Genomic DNA, 16699 nt, shown 5'->3' with positions numbered 1-16699 from the left:
GTCGCTCCTGGTCGCAGGAGGTGTCGGGCGTGCGTGTGGCGGGCGGCACGTCGTGCGACCAGCGCGGAACGAGCACGGCATGTCGTGCGACCAACACCGCGACCAACACCGCGCCCGGCGCCGCGCCCCCGGTCCTGCCCCCGGTCCTGCCCCCGGTCCTGCCCGCCCGGGGGTCGCGACTCCCCGCCGCCGCGACGCCGGGCGGTCACGAACGGTCGGTCCCGCGCGCGCCAGGCGACAGTTCGTGACCGACAGCCGGAGATGAGCGGGGAGTCGTGACCCCCCGCGCAACCCACCGACAGGCGGAGCTGAGCGGGGAGTCGTGACCGCCCGCCCAACCACCAGCCGAGTCGCCCCCCCGCCCCTCCGACACCCGATGTTGCCCGACGCAACGATCGTGCACGACACGCCGAGACCGACCGGCGACATCATGCGCCACACGGCGCGGCGCCGCATTACAGCGGTGTAAACAAATCGCCCTCAGTTCGCTGACTTCCGTGACAGGGTGGTACCAATGAGCGTTCCTGACCGGGCACACAGTCGTTCCACCCGCCGGTCAGGACTCCTGCAATCATCACCAGAGAGGTACACGGACATGGCATCCGTCACCAAGCGGGGCAAGCGCGGCATCGCGCTCGGCGCCGGGGCAGCAGCGACGGCGCTGGTGCTGACCGGCTGCGCGAGCAGCAGCGTGTCGTCCACCGACCTGAACGGCCTGACGATCGGCACGACCGACAAGATCACGTCGCTCGACCCGGCCGGCTCGTACGACAACGGCTCCTTCGCCGTGCAGAACCAGGTGTTCCCGTTCCTGATGAACACCCCCGTCGGCAGCCCGGACGTCAAGCCGGACATCGCGACCAAGGGCGAGTTCACGAACGACACCACGTACGAGGTGACGCTCAAGAAGGGGCTGAAGTTCGCGAACGGCCACGACCTCACGTCGAGCGACGTGAAGTTCTCGTTCGACCGCGAGCTCAAGATCAACAACGAGAACGGCCCGCAGTCCCTGCTCGCCAACCTCAAGAGCATCGACACCCCGGACGACACCACGGTCGTGTTCCACCTCGACCACGCCGACCAGACCTGGCCACAGGTGCTCTCGAGCCCGGCCGGTCCGATCGTCGACGAGCAGGTCTTCTCCGCCGACAAGCTCACCCCCGCGGCGGACATCGTCAAGGGCAAGGCGTTCGCCGGGCAGTACGAGATCACCTCGTACAAGGAGAACGACACGATCCAGTACAAGGCGAACAAGGAGTACGACGGCCTCCTGGGCAAGGCGAAGACCGACGAGGTCACCGCCAGCTACTACACCAAGGAGACCGACCTCAAGCTCGCCGTGCAGCAGGGCGACGTCGACGTGGCGTACCGCTCGCTGACGCCGACCGACATCGCCGACCTGCGCAAGGACGACAACGTCAAGGTCACCGACGGCCCCGGTGGCGAGATCCGCTACCTCGTCTTCAACTTCAAGACGCAGCCGTTCGGCACCGGCCAGTCCGACGCCGACGAGGCGAAGGCCCTCGCGGTCCGCCAGGCGGTCGCGGACGTCGTCGATCGCGAGAAGCTCGCGAAGGACGTGTACAACAACACGTACTCGCCGGTCTACTCGATGGTCCCGGACGGCCTCACCGGTGCGGCGACCCCGTTCAAGACGCTCTACGGTGACGGCAACGGCGGCGCCGACGTGGACAAGGCGAAGAAGACCCTGTCCGACGCCGGTGTCTCCGGCAAGGTGCAGCTCGACATCCAGTACGCGCCGGACCACTACGGCTCGACGTCGGACGACGAGTACGCCGAGCTCAAGACGCAGCTCGAGAACTCGGGCCTGTTCACCGTGAACATCCAGTCGACGGTCTACACGACGTACGCGGTCGACCGCACGAAGGACGCCTACCCCGTGTACCAGCTCGGCTGGTTCCCGGACTTCTCGGACGCGGACAACTACCTGTCGCCGTTCTTCACGAAGGACAACTTCGTGCAGAACCACTACGACGACCCGACGATCCAGAAGCTCATCGCCGAGGAGCAGGCCGAGTCGGACGCGTCCAAGCGCGCGGACCTCATCGAGCAGGCACAGCAGCAGGAGGCCGAGCAGATCTCGACCCTGCCGCTCCTCCAGGGCAAGTCGATCGCCGTGGCCGGCAAGGACGTCAAGGGCCTGACCCTCGACGCGTCCTTCAAGTTCCGCTACGCGACCCTCTCCAAGTGACAGCGACCCTCTCCGAGTAACACCGATGTGACCCCAGGGGGCGCTCCCGACCGGAGCGCCCCCTGACCACGTCCCGAAAGGCGCCCCACCCCGTGACCCTCACGAACCCCGAGGCGATCGAGACCGAACCCACCAAGCCGCAGGCACAACGTCGTGCCCGGGGCGGCGGTGGCGGTCTCGGCCGGTACGTCCTCGTCAGATTCCTCCTGATCTTCCCGACCGTGTTCATCCTCGTGACGCTCGTGTTCTTCCTGATGCGCGTCATCGGGAACCCGATCACCGCGTCCGTCGGCGGCCGTCTGACGCCCGACCAGCTGCAGGAGCGCCTGCACGCCGCCGGGTACGACCGCCCCGTGCTCGTGCAGTACTTCGAGTACCTCGGCAACATCGTCCGGTTGAACTTCGGCGAGACGTCGACCGACCACCGGCCGATCACCGAGATCATCCTGCAGTACGGCGGCGCGACGGCCGAGCTGGTCTTCTACGCGCTCATCGTGGCGCTCGTCCTCGGCATCCCGCTCGGCATGCTCGCCGCCTACGTCCGCGACAAGTGGCCGGACGTGCTCTTCCGGGCCCTCGCGATCCTGACGTACGCGACCCCCGTGTTCTTCGGGCGGCCTGCTGCTCAAGCTCGTGTTCTCGGTCTGGCTCGGCTGGCTGCCGCTCGGCGACCGTGCATCGACGCGGGTCAGCCTCGTCCTCGACAACATCCCCGGCGCCACCGGCATCTACATCGTCGACGCGCTCCGCACCGGCAACGCGCAGATCATCGGGGACGTGCTCGCGCACGCCGTCCTGCCCGCGCTGACGCTCGGGCTGCTCACCGCCGGCATCTTCCTCCGCCTGGTGCGCGCCAACATGATCGGTTCGCTCGGCTCCGAGTACGTCGACGCGGCCCGCTCGCGCGGCGTCCGGGAGGCGCGGCTCGTCCGGACGCACGCGTTCCGTCCCGCCCTCGTGCCGATCATCACGGTCATGGGACTCCAGATCGCCATGCTCCTCGGTGGTTCGGTCCTGACCGAGACCACCTTCGGGTGGCGCGGGCTCGGCTTCGAGCTCAACCAGTACCTGTCTGCCCGCGACTTCGTCGCGGTCCAGGGCATCGTCGCGATGCTCGCGGTGATCGTCGCGGTGACGAACTTCGTCGTCGACGTCGTCGCCGCGCTCATCGACCCGAGAGTGAGGTTCTAGCGATGGCCGACACCGCCCTCGTCGACCGCCACGAGCCGCTGTGGAAGCGCCTGCCCGTGGTCGTCCAGCTCCGCAGGAGCACCGGCTGGCAGCGCGCCATGCTCGTCACCGGCGTGGTCATCTGCGCCCTGTACCTCGTCGTCGCGATCGCCGCACCGCTCATCGCCCCGTACGGCTTCGGCCAGCTGCAGTCCGCCGACGGCCAGGGCTTCCCGCGCACCGCGGCCCCGAGCCCGGAGCACATCTGGGGCACCACGGTCGGCGGGTTCGACGTGTTCAGCCGCACCGTCTACGGCGCCCGGACCGCGGTGCTCGTGGTCATCGTCGCGGTCGTCGTGTCGATCACGATCGGCGTCATCCTCGGCATGGTCTCCGGCTACCTCGGCGGCTGGCTCGACCGGGTCCTCGTGGTGGTCGCCGACGCGATCTACGCCTTCCCGTCGCTGCTGCTCGCGATCGTGGTCTCGATCGTCGTCTCCGGCGGCAACTCGAGCTACTCGGGCGGCATCATCGCGGCGGCCATCTCGATCACCGTCGTGTACGTGCCGCAGTACTTCCGCGTGGTCCGCGCGGAGGCAGTGCGCCTCAAGAACGAGGCGTTCGTCGAGTCGGCACGCGTCGTCGGCACGAACCCGTGGCGGATCATGACCCGGCACGTGCTCCGGAACTCCACGCGGAGCCTGCCGCTCATCCTGACGCTGAACGCGAGCGACGCGATCCTGACGCTGGCGGGCCTCGGCTTCCTCGGCTTCGGCATCGGCCCGACCTCCGGCGCCGAGTGGGGCTACGACCTCAGCCGCGCGCTGTCCGACGTGGCGTCGGGCATCTGGTGGACGGGCGTCTTCCCCGGTGTGGCGATCGTCGTGCTCGTGCTCGGTGTGACCTTCATCGGAGAGAGCCTCAACGACATCTCCGACCCCCGTCTGCGTGCTCGCCGTCGCTTGAAGCAGCTGGTGTCGCGCAAGCAGGCGGCCGGCACGGAAGGAGCAGCAGCATGACGGACGCGACGAACCGACCCAGCGCAAGCGGCCAGTCCGACGTGACCGGCCAGTCCGACGTGACCGGCCAGCCGGGCGCGACCAAGCGCCTCCAGGCCGGCGACACGACGACCGAGGCGGTGGCCGTCGTCGACGACCTGACCGTCACGTTCGCCACCGACAACGGTGCCGTCGACGCCGTCAAGGGCGTCAGCATCGACGTGCGACCCGGCGAGGTCCTCGCCCTCGTCGGCGAGTCCGGCTCCGGCAAGTCCGTCACCGCCAGGAGCATGCTCCGGCTCATGCCGGAGACCGCCACCCTCGGCGGCGCGGTGTACCTCGACGGCACCGACGTGATCAGCGTCGGCGCGGGCAAGCTCCGCGAGCTCCGCGGCACCGCCGGTGCGATGGTCTTCCAGGAGCCGTCGACCGCGCTGAACCCGGTCTTCACGGTCGGGTGGCAGATCGCCGAGGGGCTCCGCGCCCACGGTGGTGTCTCCAAGAAGGAGGCCCGCGCGAAGGCGATCGACTACCTCCGTCGCGTCGGCATCCCCGACCCGGAGACCCGCGTCGACCACTACCCGCACCAGTTCTCCGGCGGGCAGAAGCAGCGCGTCGTGATCGCGAGCGCGCTGGCCCTCGAGCCGAGCGTCATCATCGCCGACGAGCCGACGACCGCGCTCGACGTGACGGTGCAGGCGGAGATCCTCGACCTCCTCAGGCGCTGCCGCGACGAGTTCGGCGCCGCGATCGTGATCATCACGCACAACATGGGCGTGGTGGCCGACCTGGCCGACCGCGTCGCCGTGATGTACCAGGGCGAGATCGTCGAGGAGGCCCCGGTCCGCGAGCTCTTCGCGGCGCCGCAGGCCGACTACACGAAGCGCCTGCTCGCAGCCGTGCCCCGGCTCGAGGCGTCGACCGGCTCGGCGCGCCGGGCGGCGATCTCCGAGGACGTCGAGCCGCTGGTGTCGGCGCGGGGTCTCGAGATCGAGTACCCCGGACGCCTCGGGTCCCACGCCTTCAGGGCCGTGAAGGGCGTCGACCTCGCGATCCGCCCCGGCGAGGTCCTCGGCCTCGTGGGGGAGTCCGGCTCGGGCAAGACCACCATCGGTCGAGCGATCGCCGGTCTCACCCGTGTGACCGGCGGCTCGCTGAACGTCCTCGGCACCGAGATGCTCGGGTACCGTGAGCGCGACTTCAAGCGGCACCGGAAGGACATCGGGTTCGTCTTCCAGGATCCGGCGACGTCGTTCAACCCGCTGCTCACGATCGCGGAGTGCGTGGCCGACCCGCTCGTCGTGCACGGCGAGGTCCGGAGTCCCCGGGCCGCGCGCAAGCGGGTCGACGAGTTGCTCGAGGCCGTCCAGCTGCCCGCCGCGTACGGCGACCGCTACCCGCACGAGCTCTCCGGTGGGCAGCGTCAGCGTGCGTCGCTCGCCCGGTCGCTCGCGCTCCGGCCGAAGCTGCTCATCGCGGACGAGCCGACGAGTGCGCTCGACGTGTCGGTGCAGGCCCGCGTGCTGGAGCTCTTCCTCGAGCTCCAGCAGGACCTCGGGTTCGCGTCGCTGTTCATCAGTCACGACCTCGCGGTCGTCGGGGCGCTCTCCGACCGGATCGCCGTGCTCTACCGGGGCGACCTGGTCGAGACGGGCACGACGGCGCAGGTCCTCGGCGCGCCGCAGCACCCCTACACGCAGCGGCTGCTCGCGTCGCTCCCCGTGCCGGACCCGGCGGAACAGGCCGAGCGACGGCGTACGCTGGAGGAACTGGAGCGCGTCGGGTCCTGACCCGACCGGCCTGGAGGCGCGACCCGCGTCGTCGACGCACCTCGCGCCTCCAGGCGGTCGCCTCCGGTGCCGTGCACACGCGGCGACGACCTCCCACGTCGCCGCGCGGACCGCCGCCAGGGGGCGGCGTGGAAGGGGACCCATGATCGCGGTGAACGGACCGGCGGTCGTCGCAGACGACGTCTCGATCGAGTACCGGAGCGGACGAGCGGGGGAGCCGATCCGCGCCGTCGACGGCGTGAGCCTGTCGCTCCGGCAGGGCGAGATCCTCGCGGTCCTCGGTGAGTCCGGCTCCGGCAAGTCCACCCTCGCGGCCGCGATCGCCGGCCAGCTCGGCGCGCACGGGGAGGGCGAGGGCGCGTACCGTCGCCAGATCGTCGGCGGGGAGCTGACCGTCCTCGGCCAGAGGACCCGCGGGCTCCGGGCATCGTCCCGCAAGCTCGAACGACTCAGCGGCCGGATCGGCTACCTGCCGCAGGACGCCGCCGACCGCCTCAGCCCCGACCTCACCGTCGGCGAGGCCGTCGCGGAGCCCATCTACGTCCGCGACCGCCGCTTCGGCCGGAAGGAGGCCGGGCTCATGGTCGCCCGGCTGCTCGACGCCGTGCACCTGCCGCTCGGGTCGATGCGTCTCAACACGTGGGAGCTCTCGAGCGGGCAGCGGCAGCGCGTCGCGCTGGCTCGGGCGCTCATCCTCGAGCCACAGCTGCTCGTCGCCGACGAACCGGCTCGTGGCGTCGACGTCCTGGTGCGGCAGTCGGTGCTCGAAGCGCTCGCGAACCTCCAGCGGAACCGCCAGTTCTCGGCGATCGTGGTGTCGAGCGACCTCCGCGAGGCCAGGGCACTCGCCGACCGCGTCGCCGTGATGGCCGACGGCCGCCTGGTCGGCCTCGGTACTTTCGACGACGTGCTCGACAACCCGGTCGACCCCTACGTGAAGACCCTCGCCGCCACCGCGGCGCGCCCGGTCAAGCGTCGTCCGGCCGGCGGTGCCGCTGCCGCTGCCGCACCGGCCGCTCCCCGCCGGTCCTCCGCGCCCCGTCGTCCGGTGGCCGCTGCCGGCACCGGGCCCCGCACCGACCGACAGGAGCAGGCATGAGCGCCGAGACCGCAGCCCCGACCCCGGCCGGCACGCGAGGACACCGGGCCGTCGTGACCGACCACGGCGCACCGCTGCCGGTGGCCCCGCCGACCGCCGGTCCGGTCGCGATCCTGCCGTCGCCCGCCGACCTCCACGTCGCGGCCGTGCAGGACGCCGGCGGCACCGTGTCCGCCGTGGGCGAGGACACCCGCGGCATCGTCTGGCTCGACCCGCGCGACCCGGACGGGCTCGCGCGGGCCCTCGACACGGCGCCCTCGGTCGGCTGGGTCCAGCTCCCGTTCGCCGGCGTCGACGCCTTCGCCGGGCTCATCGCGGCGCACGGCGACCGAGTGCTGTTCACCTCCGCGAAGGGCGCGTACGCGGAGCCGGTGGCCGAGCACGCCCTCGCACTCACCCTCGGCACGCTCCGGGTGCTCCAGAAGCGCGCGCGAGCGACGTCGTGGGCGACCGAGCCCGAGGGCGTGTCGCTCTACGGGCGGAACGTCCTGGTCATCGGCGCCGGCGGCATCGCGCTCGAGTACATCCGGCTGCTCGCCCCGTTCGACGTCACCGTGACGGTCGTCCGGCGCTCGTCCTCGCCCGTCGAGGGCGCCGACCGCACCGTCACGACCGACCGGCTCGACGAGGTCCTGCCGGACGCCGACGTCGTGATGATCGCCGCCGCCATGACCTCGGGCACGGCGAAGCTCCTCGGCGCCCGGCAGTTCGGCCTCATGAAGCCCTCGGCCCGGCTCGTGAACATCGCCCGCGGCGGCCTGGTCGACACCGACGCGCTCGTCACCGCTCTCCGCGAGGGGACGATCGCCGCAGCGGGCCTCGACGTCACCGATCCCGAGCCGCTCCCGGACGGGCACCCGCTCTGGGACGAGCCCGGGGCGGTCATCACCCCGCACCAGGCCGACACCCCCGAGATGGTCGCCCCGCTGCTCGCCGAGCGGGTGCGTGCGAACACCACGGCGTTCCTCCGTGGCGACGGGGAGGGGTTCGTCGGGGTCGTGGACCCGGTGGCGGGCTACTGAACCGCCACGCCCGGGGTGCGGCGACGATGCGGTGAGCGGGCTCCGGGTGCTGCTATGCTGTTACCCGTTGTTCAGCAGAGCAACTGATCCTCGATAGCTCAATTGGCAGAGCAGCCGGCTGTTAACCGGCAGGTTGTTGGTTCGAGTCCAACTCGGGGAGCGTCAGACCCCCACCGTTCGCGGTGGGGGTCTTTTGCGTCCCCGGATTCTTCGCGTCCCCGGGCTCTCCGCATCCCCGGGTTCTCCGCGTCTTCGGTGGTCCATGGCTCGGAGTCTTCCGCGCCTTCTTCAAGCGCGCGTGGAGCACGAGCCTGTTAGCGTTCTCAGGTGCGCATGCCCAGCCTCATCCTCGCCGTGACGGTCGTCGTCGCGACGGGCGCACTGCTGCAGGGCTGCACTTCGTCGGATCCGACGCCAGAGGACTCCTCAGCGGGTTCGGCCGGAGTGGGCACGGTGACCGGGAGTGCACCGATCATGTTCGCGTTCACCTGTCGTACCGGCTCCGGTGCCGGGACGGAGACGTACACGACGTACTCCGCCGTGTGGGAAGACCGCCGCGCGGAGTGCACCGCGTTCCGGACGACGGGCAGCGTTCTCTCCACGCAACAGGCCGCCGCGGTACGAGCCGCCCGGGGCGCCGCGGCGCTCGACGAGCTCGCCGCGGGGTGCGCCGTCCGCGGAGCCGGTGCCTGGGTGCGCCCGGTGACCGAAGCGAGGGCAGCTGACATCGCCGCCGGCCTCCTCGCCTACTGCCCCGGACACCCGGAGCACGAGCGACTGCGCGAGGCGTTGGCGACGTACCGCAGCTGAGCCGCACCTCCGAGTCCCGCTCCCTCGAACGGGTGCGACGCCCCGCGTCGCTTCCGTCACCCGCGCTCGATGAGGAGCGTGCCGTCCCGGTTGTTGTCCTCGATCGTCCCCTGCTTCGCGATGTAGACGTCGAGGTAGTCGACCCGGAAGTGCTCGAGCTGTCCGCTCGACTCCGAGAGGAACGTCCGCACCTGCCGAGGCATCGTCCTGCGGTCGTCCTCACCGACGACGATGGCACTGAACGGGCCGTTCTGCGGCTTCATCGTGCCTCGCTCGGGGAAGTAGATCCGCCAGGTGTTCGCGCTGAACCTCGCGAAGAGCACGTTGTCCGTGTCCTCGCCGCGGACCGTGAGCGCTTCGTCGAGCAGGGCGATCCCGCTCGGCCGGGTCGTCGCCACCGCCTTGCCGAGCACAGCGACGGGGACGAGCAGGGCAACGACGAGTGTGACTCCGACGACACGGACGACGGGCGAACGCGACGCAGCGAGTCGGCCGTACCCGATCGCCGCCAGCGCGATGACGAACGGCATCCACGCGTCGTAGTAGTACGGCAGCGAGACGTTCGCGACCAGGATGTAGAAGACGAGGAAGACGCCGAGGGCGATCGCCAGGAACGCCACCAGACGGCTCGGGCGGAGGACGAGTGCGGCGAGGACCCCGATGAGCAGCACCGTGAGCAGGAACCACCCGGTGCCCTGCGCGAGGAACGCGAAGTTCGCCCACCACGGGGCTTCCGGCCAGATCGTTCCGCCGATGGTGATGGGATGCCCGTGCTGGTTCTGACGGCCCTGGAAGCGCAGCATGTAGCCGATCGCCGTGAAGAGTCCCACCGGGAGGTACACGACGACGAACACGACGACGAAGGCGATCCCGCCGAACACGGCGCCCACGATCAGGTCCCGGGGGCGGCGGAAGAGCAGCGGAAGGGCTGCGATCGCCAGCACCAGCACCGAGGTCGAGACCTTCGACGTCACGGAGAGCGCCAGCATGGCTCCTGCGAGGGCGATCCAGCGGCGGTGGCCGGTGCGCATCCAGGTCCACCCAGCGGCCAAGGCGGCGACCGCGAAGAAGACCATGATCGGTTCAAGCATGGCGAAGCGATCGATGCGCGCGCCGATGTTCGACCCTGTCGTGGCCCAAGCGGAGCCGGATCCGCGCGGCGTGAGCCACCATCCGCCAGCGGCCACCAGTGCGGTCCAGAACCCGGTCTCCCTGCGGAGCCAGACGAACAGGACGGCGCCGGTCCCGAGCACCGCGACCGCTGCCACGACCCTGGGACCGAGCACGCCCTGCCCTGCGACGAGCTGTGCGACCCCGTAGAGGTACTTCGCGAACGGCGGGTGCTCGAGGTTCAAGCTCACGTCACCGTGCACGTACGCCCAGCCGGCTCGGACGTAGACGAACTCATCGTTGACCACCGTCGCCCGGCCCAGCCGCCAGAACGCGACGAAGACCGCTGCAGCGCCCACGGCTACCAGCGCGGCGATCCGCACGACGTGGATCCGGTGGTGATGCATGACGCCCTCCTGGTCGCGAACTCCGCCATCTTGACAGGAGCGCGACCGCCGACGCTGGACGCGGTGCTCGCCGGGCGGTTCGTCCGCTGGACGCAGCCCTCGCCGGTCGCTTCCCGCGCCGGACCGCGGACGGAGCGGGCGTCAGCCCTCTGGGTGATCCCGCCCGGGCAGCCAGGAGTGACCCGGGCCACCCCAGCTGTTCTTCCGGATCGCCTTCGCGACCTGCTTGCCGTAGGGGTGGACGAGCCGGTCCGCGTAGAGGTAGCCGTCGAGGTGGTCGTACTCGTGCTGGAAGATCCGCGCGAGCCAGCCGTGCGCTTCGACCTCGAACGGCTGCCCGTGCTCGTCCTGGGCGCGGAGCAGCGCACCCTCCGACCGCCGCAGCGGGAACCGCTCGCCGGGCACGGAGAGGCAGCCCTCGGACTCGTCGTCCTCGTCCAGTTCCTCCACGGACTCGGGCACCGGGGGAGTCGTCCACAGGACGGGGTTCACCGCCGCGCCGCGGTGCAGGACGTCGGCATCATCGGTCCATGAGTAGACGAAGACCCGCTTGCCGACGCCGACCTGCGGACCCGCCAGCCCGACACCCGGGGCCAGGTCCATCGTCTCGAACATGTCCGCCACCAGCTCACGCAGTCCGTCGTCGAACTCGGTCACCTCCGCCGCGCGCTCGTGGAGGACGGGTTCACCGGTGATGCGGATCGGGAGGACGGCCATTCACCCAGGTTATCCGGCGACGACCGGTAGCCTCGACGCGTGACGACGGACCTCCCGCTCCCCGACGCGGTCAGCAACCTGACCCCGTTCCAGGCGCTCATGATCCCCGTCGCACTGCTCGGGGCGGTGTTCCTCTCCCTCGGCGCACAGTTCCAGAGCCGGGGCGTCCAACGGGTCGAGGCGAGGCTCGGCCGCCAGTCGAAGGGCCTCAGCGTCCGGCACGTGCTCGGGCTGCTGTCGAGCGGCTACTGGGTGCTCGGGACGATCATGCTCGGCGCGGCGGTGGTGCTGCAGCTGTTCAGCATCGCGAACGCACCCCTGATCGTCGTGCAGCCGCTCGGGGCGGTGGCGCTCGTCATCACCACGTGGTTCTCCTCCCGCGCGAGCGGGGTGCCGCTCGGTCGCCGGGCCAAGCGCGCCGTGTGGACCTGCATCATCGGCGTCGGCATCTTCGTCGGCATCGCGGCCTTCGTCGGTCGAGAGAGCGCCATCACGCGCGAGCAGCTCATCACGGTGCTCGTGATCCTCGCGGTCGTGCTCGCGCTCGTGCTGGTGTCGTTCCGCTTCGTCGCGACGCACCGCAACGCGCTGTACTACATCGTCGGGGCCGGGGTGCTCTACGGCTTCGTCGCGACGCTCGCGAAGGTCGTGCTGAACCGCCTGCTCAACGGGACGTTCGACTGGCTGACCGTCGTGGCGATCGTCGGCGTGGTCGTCGCGGCGTCGCTCGGCGGGTACTTCGTGCAGAACGCCTACTCGAGCGGCTCGGCCGACCTCGTCATCGCCGGGCTCACCGTGATCGACCCGATCGTCGCGGTCGGCATCGGCGTGATCGTCCTCGACGAGGCCACGGGCGCGCCGGTCGGGGCGGTGCTCGGCTTCGTCGTGGCGGCGGCGATCGCCATCACCGGGGTGTTCCTCCTCGCCAAGCACCACCCGCAGTCGCGCTCCTGAGCCGCCGGTTCCTCAGCCGCGAGGCGGACGCCCGACGCGGAGCGTGTGCGGTAGCGTTCCAGTCCGACCGGACACCGCCCACGAGAGGACATCACCCCACGTGTCAGCAGATGCCACCACCGCCACCGCCTCGTCGACGGGTGCGACGGGCGAACGCCGACCGCTGCGGGTCCTCATCGCCGCGGACACCTTCCCGCCGGACGTCAACGGCGCCGCGACCTTCGCCGAACAGCTCGCGGTCGGCCTCGCCGAGCGCGGCCACGAGGTCCACGTCGTCGCCCCGGCCTTCTCCAGGCACCACGGCAGCTTCGAGGAGGAGCACCGCGGCGTGCAACTCGTCGTGCACCGTCTGAAGTCCTACAAGTGGCCGACCCACGCGTGGCTCCGGTTCGTCTGGCCGTGGAGCGTCCGGAAGCTCACCGCGCCGATCTTCGACGCCGTCCGGCCCGACGTGGTCCACATCCAGTCCCACATCGTGGTCGGACGCGGTGTCGCCCGCGAGGCACACGACCGCGGCATCCGGGTCGTGGCGACGAACCACTTCATGCCGGAGAACCTGCTCGACTACGTGCCGCTGAGCAAGTGGATCATCCCGACCGCGATCAAGATCGCGTGGCGCGACGCCGCGAAGACCTACCGCATCGCGGACGCGATCACGACGCCGACGAACCTCGCGGCCGACTACCTGCGCGAGGCCATCGCCGGCCAGCGGGTGCTCGCCATCTCGTGCGGCCTCGACGTGTCCCGGTACGTCGCCCGCGAGGGGCGCCCGGTGAACAACGAGATCGTCTTCGTCGGCCGTGTCGCGCCGGAGAAGAACCTCGACGTCCTCGTCCGTGCGCTCCCGCTCCTGCCGCCGGAACTCCACGCGCACATCACCGTCGTCGGCGGCGGCGAGATGATCCCGAAGCTCACCGCGCTCGCCCGGGAGCTCGGACTCGAGGACCGCGTGCGCTTCGCCGGATTCGTGTCCGGCGAGGACAAGCGGACCGCGCTCACGAACGCCACCGTCTTCGCGATGCCGTCCACTGCCGAGCTGCAGAGCATCTCGTCGCTCGAAGGCATGGCGTCCGGCTTGCCCGTGGTGGCGGCCGACTCGATGGCCCTCCCGCACCTGGTCGACGGCAACGGGTTCCTGTTCCGCCCCGGCGACGAGCACGACCTCGCCGCCAAGCTCACCGAGGTGCTCACGGCGTCGGACGAGGACTACGTGGCCATGCGGCAGCGGAGTCTCGAGATGATCCAGCCACACGACATCAACCGCACCCTCTCGACGTTCGAGGCGCTGTATCGTGGGGAGCCGGTGGCCTGACGGCCCCGGCGAGGGGCGGTAGCCAAGCTGGTCAAGGCAGTCGGCTCATAACCGAACGATCCGCGGGTTCGAGTCCCGCCCGCCCTACGATGTGACGCGGGTCCGAGCAGGACACTTCAAGCACGGCCCGCCCTACGATGTGACGCGGGTCCGAGCAGGACACTGAGGTACGGCCCGCCCTACGATGTGACGCGGGTCCGAGCAGGACGCTTCAGGCACGGCCCGCCATGCCCGATCCGAACCCGGTTCGGGCGAGTCCGCGAGACGAGGCCCGCCACCGTGCAGCTCCCCAAGCGCAAGCCCCACGACCACGACCCGCTCGGCCCGACGCCGAACGTCACGTTCGAGGTGACCCGTGGCGGCACCGGCGTGCGCGTCAACGCGTTCCGCATCGGGTTCATGGGCGCCATCGGCGTCCTCGTGGCCATCGTGGCCGGCACCGTCCTCCGCGAACTGAGCACGGTCCTCGTCTACATCGGCGTCGCGCTGTTCCTGGCGCTCGGCATCGACCCGCTCGTCTCGTTCCTCGAACGCCTGATCCCGCGGTGGTCGGCGATCCTCGCGGTGGTGGTCGCGGTGCTCGCGGCCTTCGTCGGCGTGATCTTCGCGGTCGTGCCGATCCTCGTCGAACAAGCCACGAACCTCATCCAGAACTTCCCGGGGATCATCCAGGACATCTCGCGGCAGGACTGGTTCCAGGACCTGTCGAAGCAGCTGGGCGGGGCGTTCGACGTGCAGCACGCCCTGCAGTCGGTCCAGTCCTTCGCCGAGGACCCGGGCAACCTGCTCAACCTCGGCGGCGGCATCCTCGCGGTCGGCGGCGGCATCCTCTCCGGGCTGACCGGCGCCCTCATCGTCCTGATCCTCATGCTCTACTTCCTCGCATCGATGCGCGGGCTGAAGTCGATGACGTACCGCTTCGTCCCGGCCTCCCGGCGGGAGAACTTCGTGGACGTCAGCGAGCAGATCACGCAGGCGGTCGGCCGGTACGTCGTCGGGCAGATCTCGCAGGCGCTCATCAACGGCATCCTGAGCTTCTTCTTCCTGCTCATCATCGGCGCACCGTTGCCCGCGCTGCTGGCGTCGTTCGCGTTCCTCGGCTCGCTCATCCCGCTCGTCGGGACGCTGAGCGCCGCGATCGTCATCTCGCTGCTCTGCTTCTTCGCCTCGCCGGCCACGGCCCTCGCGGCAGCGATCTACTACCTCGTCTACATGCAGGTCGAGGCGTACGTCATCTCGCCCCGCATCATGTCGCGGGCGGTCCAGGTCCCGGGGGCGCTGGTCGTCATCGCCGCGGTCGCCGGCGGGACGATCGGCGGCGTCCTCGGTGCGCTCGTCGCGGTGCCCATCGCCGCGTCGCTCATCATCATCGTGCAGAAGGTCATCTACCCACGCCAAGACCAGGCATGACGACCTTCCCCGACCACGTCGCCGAGCGGGACCGCTGGGCCAGGAGTGCCCGCGGACCGCTCGCGCTCATGAACGCACAGCGCGTCGACCTCGAGCAGCCGGTGTGGCCCGTGCCCGGTCGTTGGGCTCCCGCTCCGGGCGGCCTGACGGTCACCGCGGCGGTCGCCGACGGGGTCGTCGTCGACGGCGTCCCGGTGGACGGGACAGTCCTGGTCGCGAGCGACCAGGCGGTGGTGCCGTCGACCGTCGCGTTCTCGGACGGCCTCGCCGGCACCGTCGCCGACGGGACGCTCCGGGTCTGGGACCCGGCCTCCGAGGCGGTCACCCGGTTCGACCACATCGCCCGCTTCGCTGAGCAGGACCACTGGGTCACGTCCGGCAGGTTCGAACCGGTGGGCGACGGCCTGGAGGCACGGGCTGACGTCGTCGACGCGGCCGGCGTCCCGCTCCTGGTCGCCGGGATCGTCGCCACGACCGTCGCCGACGTCGCCGTGCGGCTGGTCGCCGTGCGCTCGGCCGCGTTCCGCGGCGCACCCCGGCTGCAGCTCATCGTGCAGGACGCCACGAGTGCGCTCCCGGAGGACGACCCCTCGAGCACCTACTCGATGGGCCGTTTCCTGTACCTGGATGATCCCGGAGCAGCGGGCGAGGTCGTCCTCGACTGGAACCGAGCGGTCCTCCCGCCCTGCGCGTTCTCCTACCAGTTCGGATGCCCCATCCCGCCGGAGGAGAACCGCGTCCCGGTCGCGATCACCGCCGGGGAGCGGCACCCCGTGGACGCATCCGGAGCGGTTCTGCACTGAAGCGGGCGCCGACCTGGCGCTCCCAGCGGTGACGCTGCATAATGGGCGTGTCCGCAGGACATCACAATCGCATACCGATGGTTCCCGAACGCGATGCCGTTCGTCCAGGTCGATGGGGAAGTCGCACCTGACGAATCGGAGGAATCGTGAACGGAACGACGGCCGGAGTGCTCTACGTGCACTCCGCTCCACGCGCGCTCTGCCCGCACGTCGAATGGGCGGCTGGTCGCGCCATGAACCGCGCCGTGAACTTCTCGTGGCTCGACCAGCCCGCACAGGACGGCGCGCGGCGGACCGAGTTCACCTGGACCGGTTCGGTCGGGACAGGCGCTGCGATCGCCTCGGCGCTGCGCGGGTGGGAGCACCTCCGGTACGAGGTCACCGAGGAGCCGACGAGCGCCTCCGACGGCGGCCGGTGGATGCACACCCCCGACCTCGGGGTCTTCTACGCGCAGACCGACGTCACCGGCAACATGGTCGTCCCCGAGGACCGCGTCCGCTACGCGATGGAGGTCGCGGGCAGCAACGCGCTCGAACTCCACCGTGAGCTGCGGCTCGCCCTGGGCCAGGCCTGGGATGACGAGCTCGAGCCGTTCCGCCACGCCGCCGAGGGCAACCCCGTCGTCTGGCTCCACCGCGTCGGCTGACCGTCGCCCGCACGCCCTTCCTCCGCTCCGCCGAACGCCGCCCGGCCCCGTGCCCGGCGGCGTTCGTCGTCCCGCCGGCCCCGAGTCTCGGCGGACCCGCCCCGAGTCTCGCGCAGGGCGACCGTTCTCGCACCGGACAGCCCGAGAAGTGTCGCGCAGCCCGAGTCTCGCGCAGGGCGACCGCGCAGGGCGAGTCTCGCGCAGGGCGACCGTTCTCGCGCCGGACAGCCCGAGCAGT

At 70.6% G+C, this 16699-nt stretch carries 13 protein-coding genes, 2 tRNA genes and 1 pseudogene; 14 read left to right on the top strand and 2 right to left on the bottom strand.

Going from position 1 to position 16699, the window contains the following annotated elements:
* Positions 1-595: 595 nt before the first annotated feature.
* From IEY20_RS05990 to IEY20_RS05955, 8 genes and pseudogenes are all read left to right on the top strand, one after another.
* A complete protein-coding gene (locus IEY20_RS05990; RefSeq protein WP_175328618.1) occupies positions 596-2212 on the top strand; it encodes an ABC transporter substrate-binding protein in 1617 nt (538 codons plus the stop codon).
* Positions 2213-2304: 92 nt separating this feature from the next.
* Positions 2305-3403 (top strand): annotated as a pseudogene (locus tag IEY20_RS05985) (ABC transporter permease).
* Positions 3404-3405: 2 nt separating this feature from the next.
* Entirely contained in the window at positions 3406-4401 is a 996-nt protein-coding gene (locus IEY20_RS05980) for an ABC transporter permease (protein WP_022903549.1), read from the top strand.
* Positions 4398-6170, top strand: coding sequence for an ABC transporter ATP-binding protein (locus tag IEY20_RS05975; protein ID WP_229727903.1), 1773 nt, complete (start codon positions 4398-4400; stop codon positions 6168-6170). Before IEY20_RS05980 ends, IEY20_RS05975 begins: the two co-directional genes overlap by 4 nt.
* Before the next feature lie 142 nt (positions 6171-6312).
* Positions 6313-7269, top strand: coding sequence for an ATP-binding cassette domain-containing protein (locus IEY20_RS05970; RefSeq protein ID WP_022903547.1), 957 nt, complete (start codon positions 6313-6315; stop codon positions 7267-7269).
* Entirely contained in the window at positions 7266-8291 is a 1026-nt protein-coding gene (locus tag IEY20_RS05965) for a D-isomer specific 2-hydroxyacid dehydrogenase family protein (protein WP_175328617.1), read from the top strand. The genes IEY20_RS05970 and IEY20_RS05965 overlap by 4 nt, the downstream gene beginning before the upstream one ends.
* An 87-nt stretch (positions 8292-8378) precedes the next feature.
* Positions 8379-8451 (top strand) — tRNA-Asn (locus IEY20_RS05960).
* 167 nt (positions 8452-8618) lie between these two features.
* Positions 8619-9101 carry a hypothetical protein gene (locus tag IEY20_RS05955; protein WP_175328616.1) on the top strand — a complete coding sequence of 161 codons (483 nt, stop codon included), beginning with the start codon at positions 8619-8621 and terminating at the stop codon, positions 9099-9101.
* Positions 9102-9157: 56 nt separating this feature from the next.
* Here the strand turns inward: IEY20_RS05955 and IEY20_RS05950 are convergent, their stop codons facing one another.
* Both IEY20_RS05950 and def read right to left on the bottom strand, forming a co-directional pair.
* Complete coding sequence (locus IEY20_RS05950) at positions 9158-10618, bottom strand: ArnT family glycosyltransferase (RefSeq protein ID WP_175328615.1); 1461 nt, start codon at positions 10616-10618, stop codon at positions 9158-9160.
* Positions 10619-10759: 141 nt separating this feature from the next.
* Positions 10760-11335, bottom strand: coding sequence for a peptide deformylase (gene def / locus IEY20_RS05945; RefSeq protein WP_175328614.1), 576 nt, complete (start codon positions 11333-11335; stop codon positions 10760-10762).
* Positions 11336-11374: 39 nt separating this feature from the next.
* On the opposite strand from def, the gene IEY20_RS05940 reads away from it, so the two are divergent.
* The 6 genes from IEY20_RS05940 to IEY20_RS05915 all read left to right on the top strand — a co-directional run bounded on the left by IEY20_RS05940 (position 11375) and on the right by IEY20_RS05915 (position 16461).
* Entirely contained in the window at positions 11375-12289 is a 915-nt protein-coding gene (locus tag IEY20_RS05940; RefSeq protein WP_175328613.1) for a DMT family transporter, read from the top strand.
* Positions 12290-12389: 100 nt separating this feature from the next.
* Positions 12390-13601 carry a glycosyltransferase gene (locus IEY20_RS05935; RefSeq protein ID WP_175328612.1) on the top strand — a complete coding sequence of 404 codons (1212 nt, stop codon included), beginning with the start codon at positions 12390-12392 and terminating at the stop codon, positions 13599-13601.
* Between the two features lie 12 nt (positions 13602-13613).
* A tRNA-Ile gene (locus tag IEY20_RS05930) sits at positions 13614-13688 on the top strand.
* A 192-nt stretch (positions 13689-13880) separates the two neighbouring features.
* Complete coding sequence (locus IEY20_RS05925; protein ID WP_022903954.1) at positions 13881-15011, top strand: AI-2E family transporter; 1131 nt, start codon at positions 13881-13883, stop codon at positions 15009-15011.
* Positions 15008-15814 (top strand): DUF1684 domain-containing protein, encoded by an 807-nt coding sequence (locus IEY20_RS05920; RefSeq protein WP_175328611.1) that lies wholly within the window; start codon positions 15008-15010, stop codon positions 15812-15814. The genes IEY20_RS05925 and IEY20_RS05920 overlap by 4 nt, the downstream gene beginning before the upstream one ends.
* A gap of 167 nt (positions 15815-15981) precedes the next feature.
* Entirely contained in the window at positions 15982-16461 is a 480-nt protein-coding gene (locus tag IEY20_RS05915) for a DUF3145 domain-containing protein (RefSeq protein ID WP_083882066.1), read from the top strand.
* Positions 16462-16699 lie beyond the last annotated feature (238 nt).

The organism is Curtobacterium luteum, assembly GCF_014646995.1.
Taxonomy (GTDB): Bacteria; Actinomycetota; Actinomycetes; order Actinomycetales; family Microbacteriaceae; genus Curtobacterium; species Curtobacterium luteum.
The sequence above is the reverse complement of the archived record's forward strand: the minus strand, read 5'-3'. Positions and strand labels throughout refer to the sequence as shown.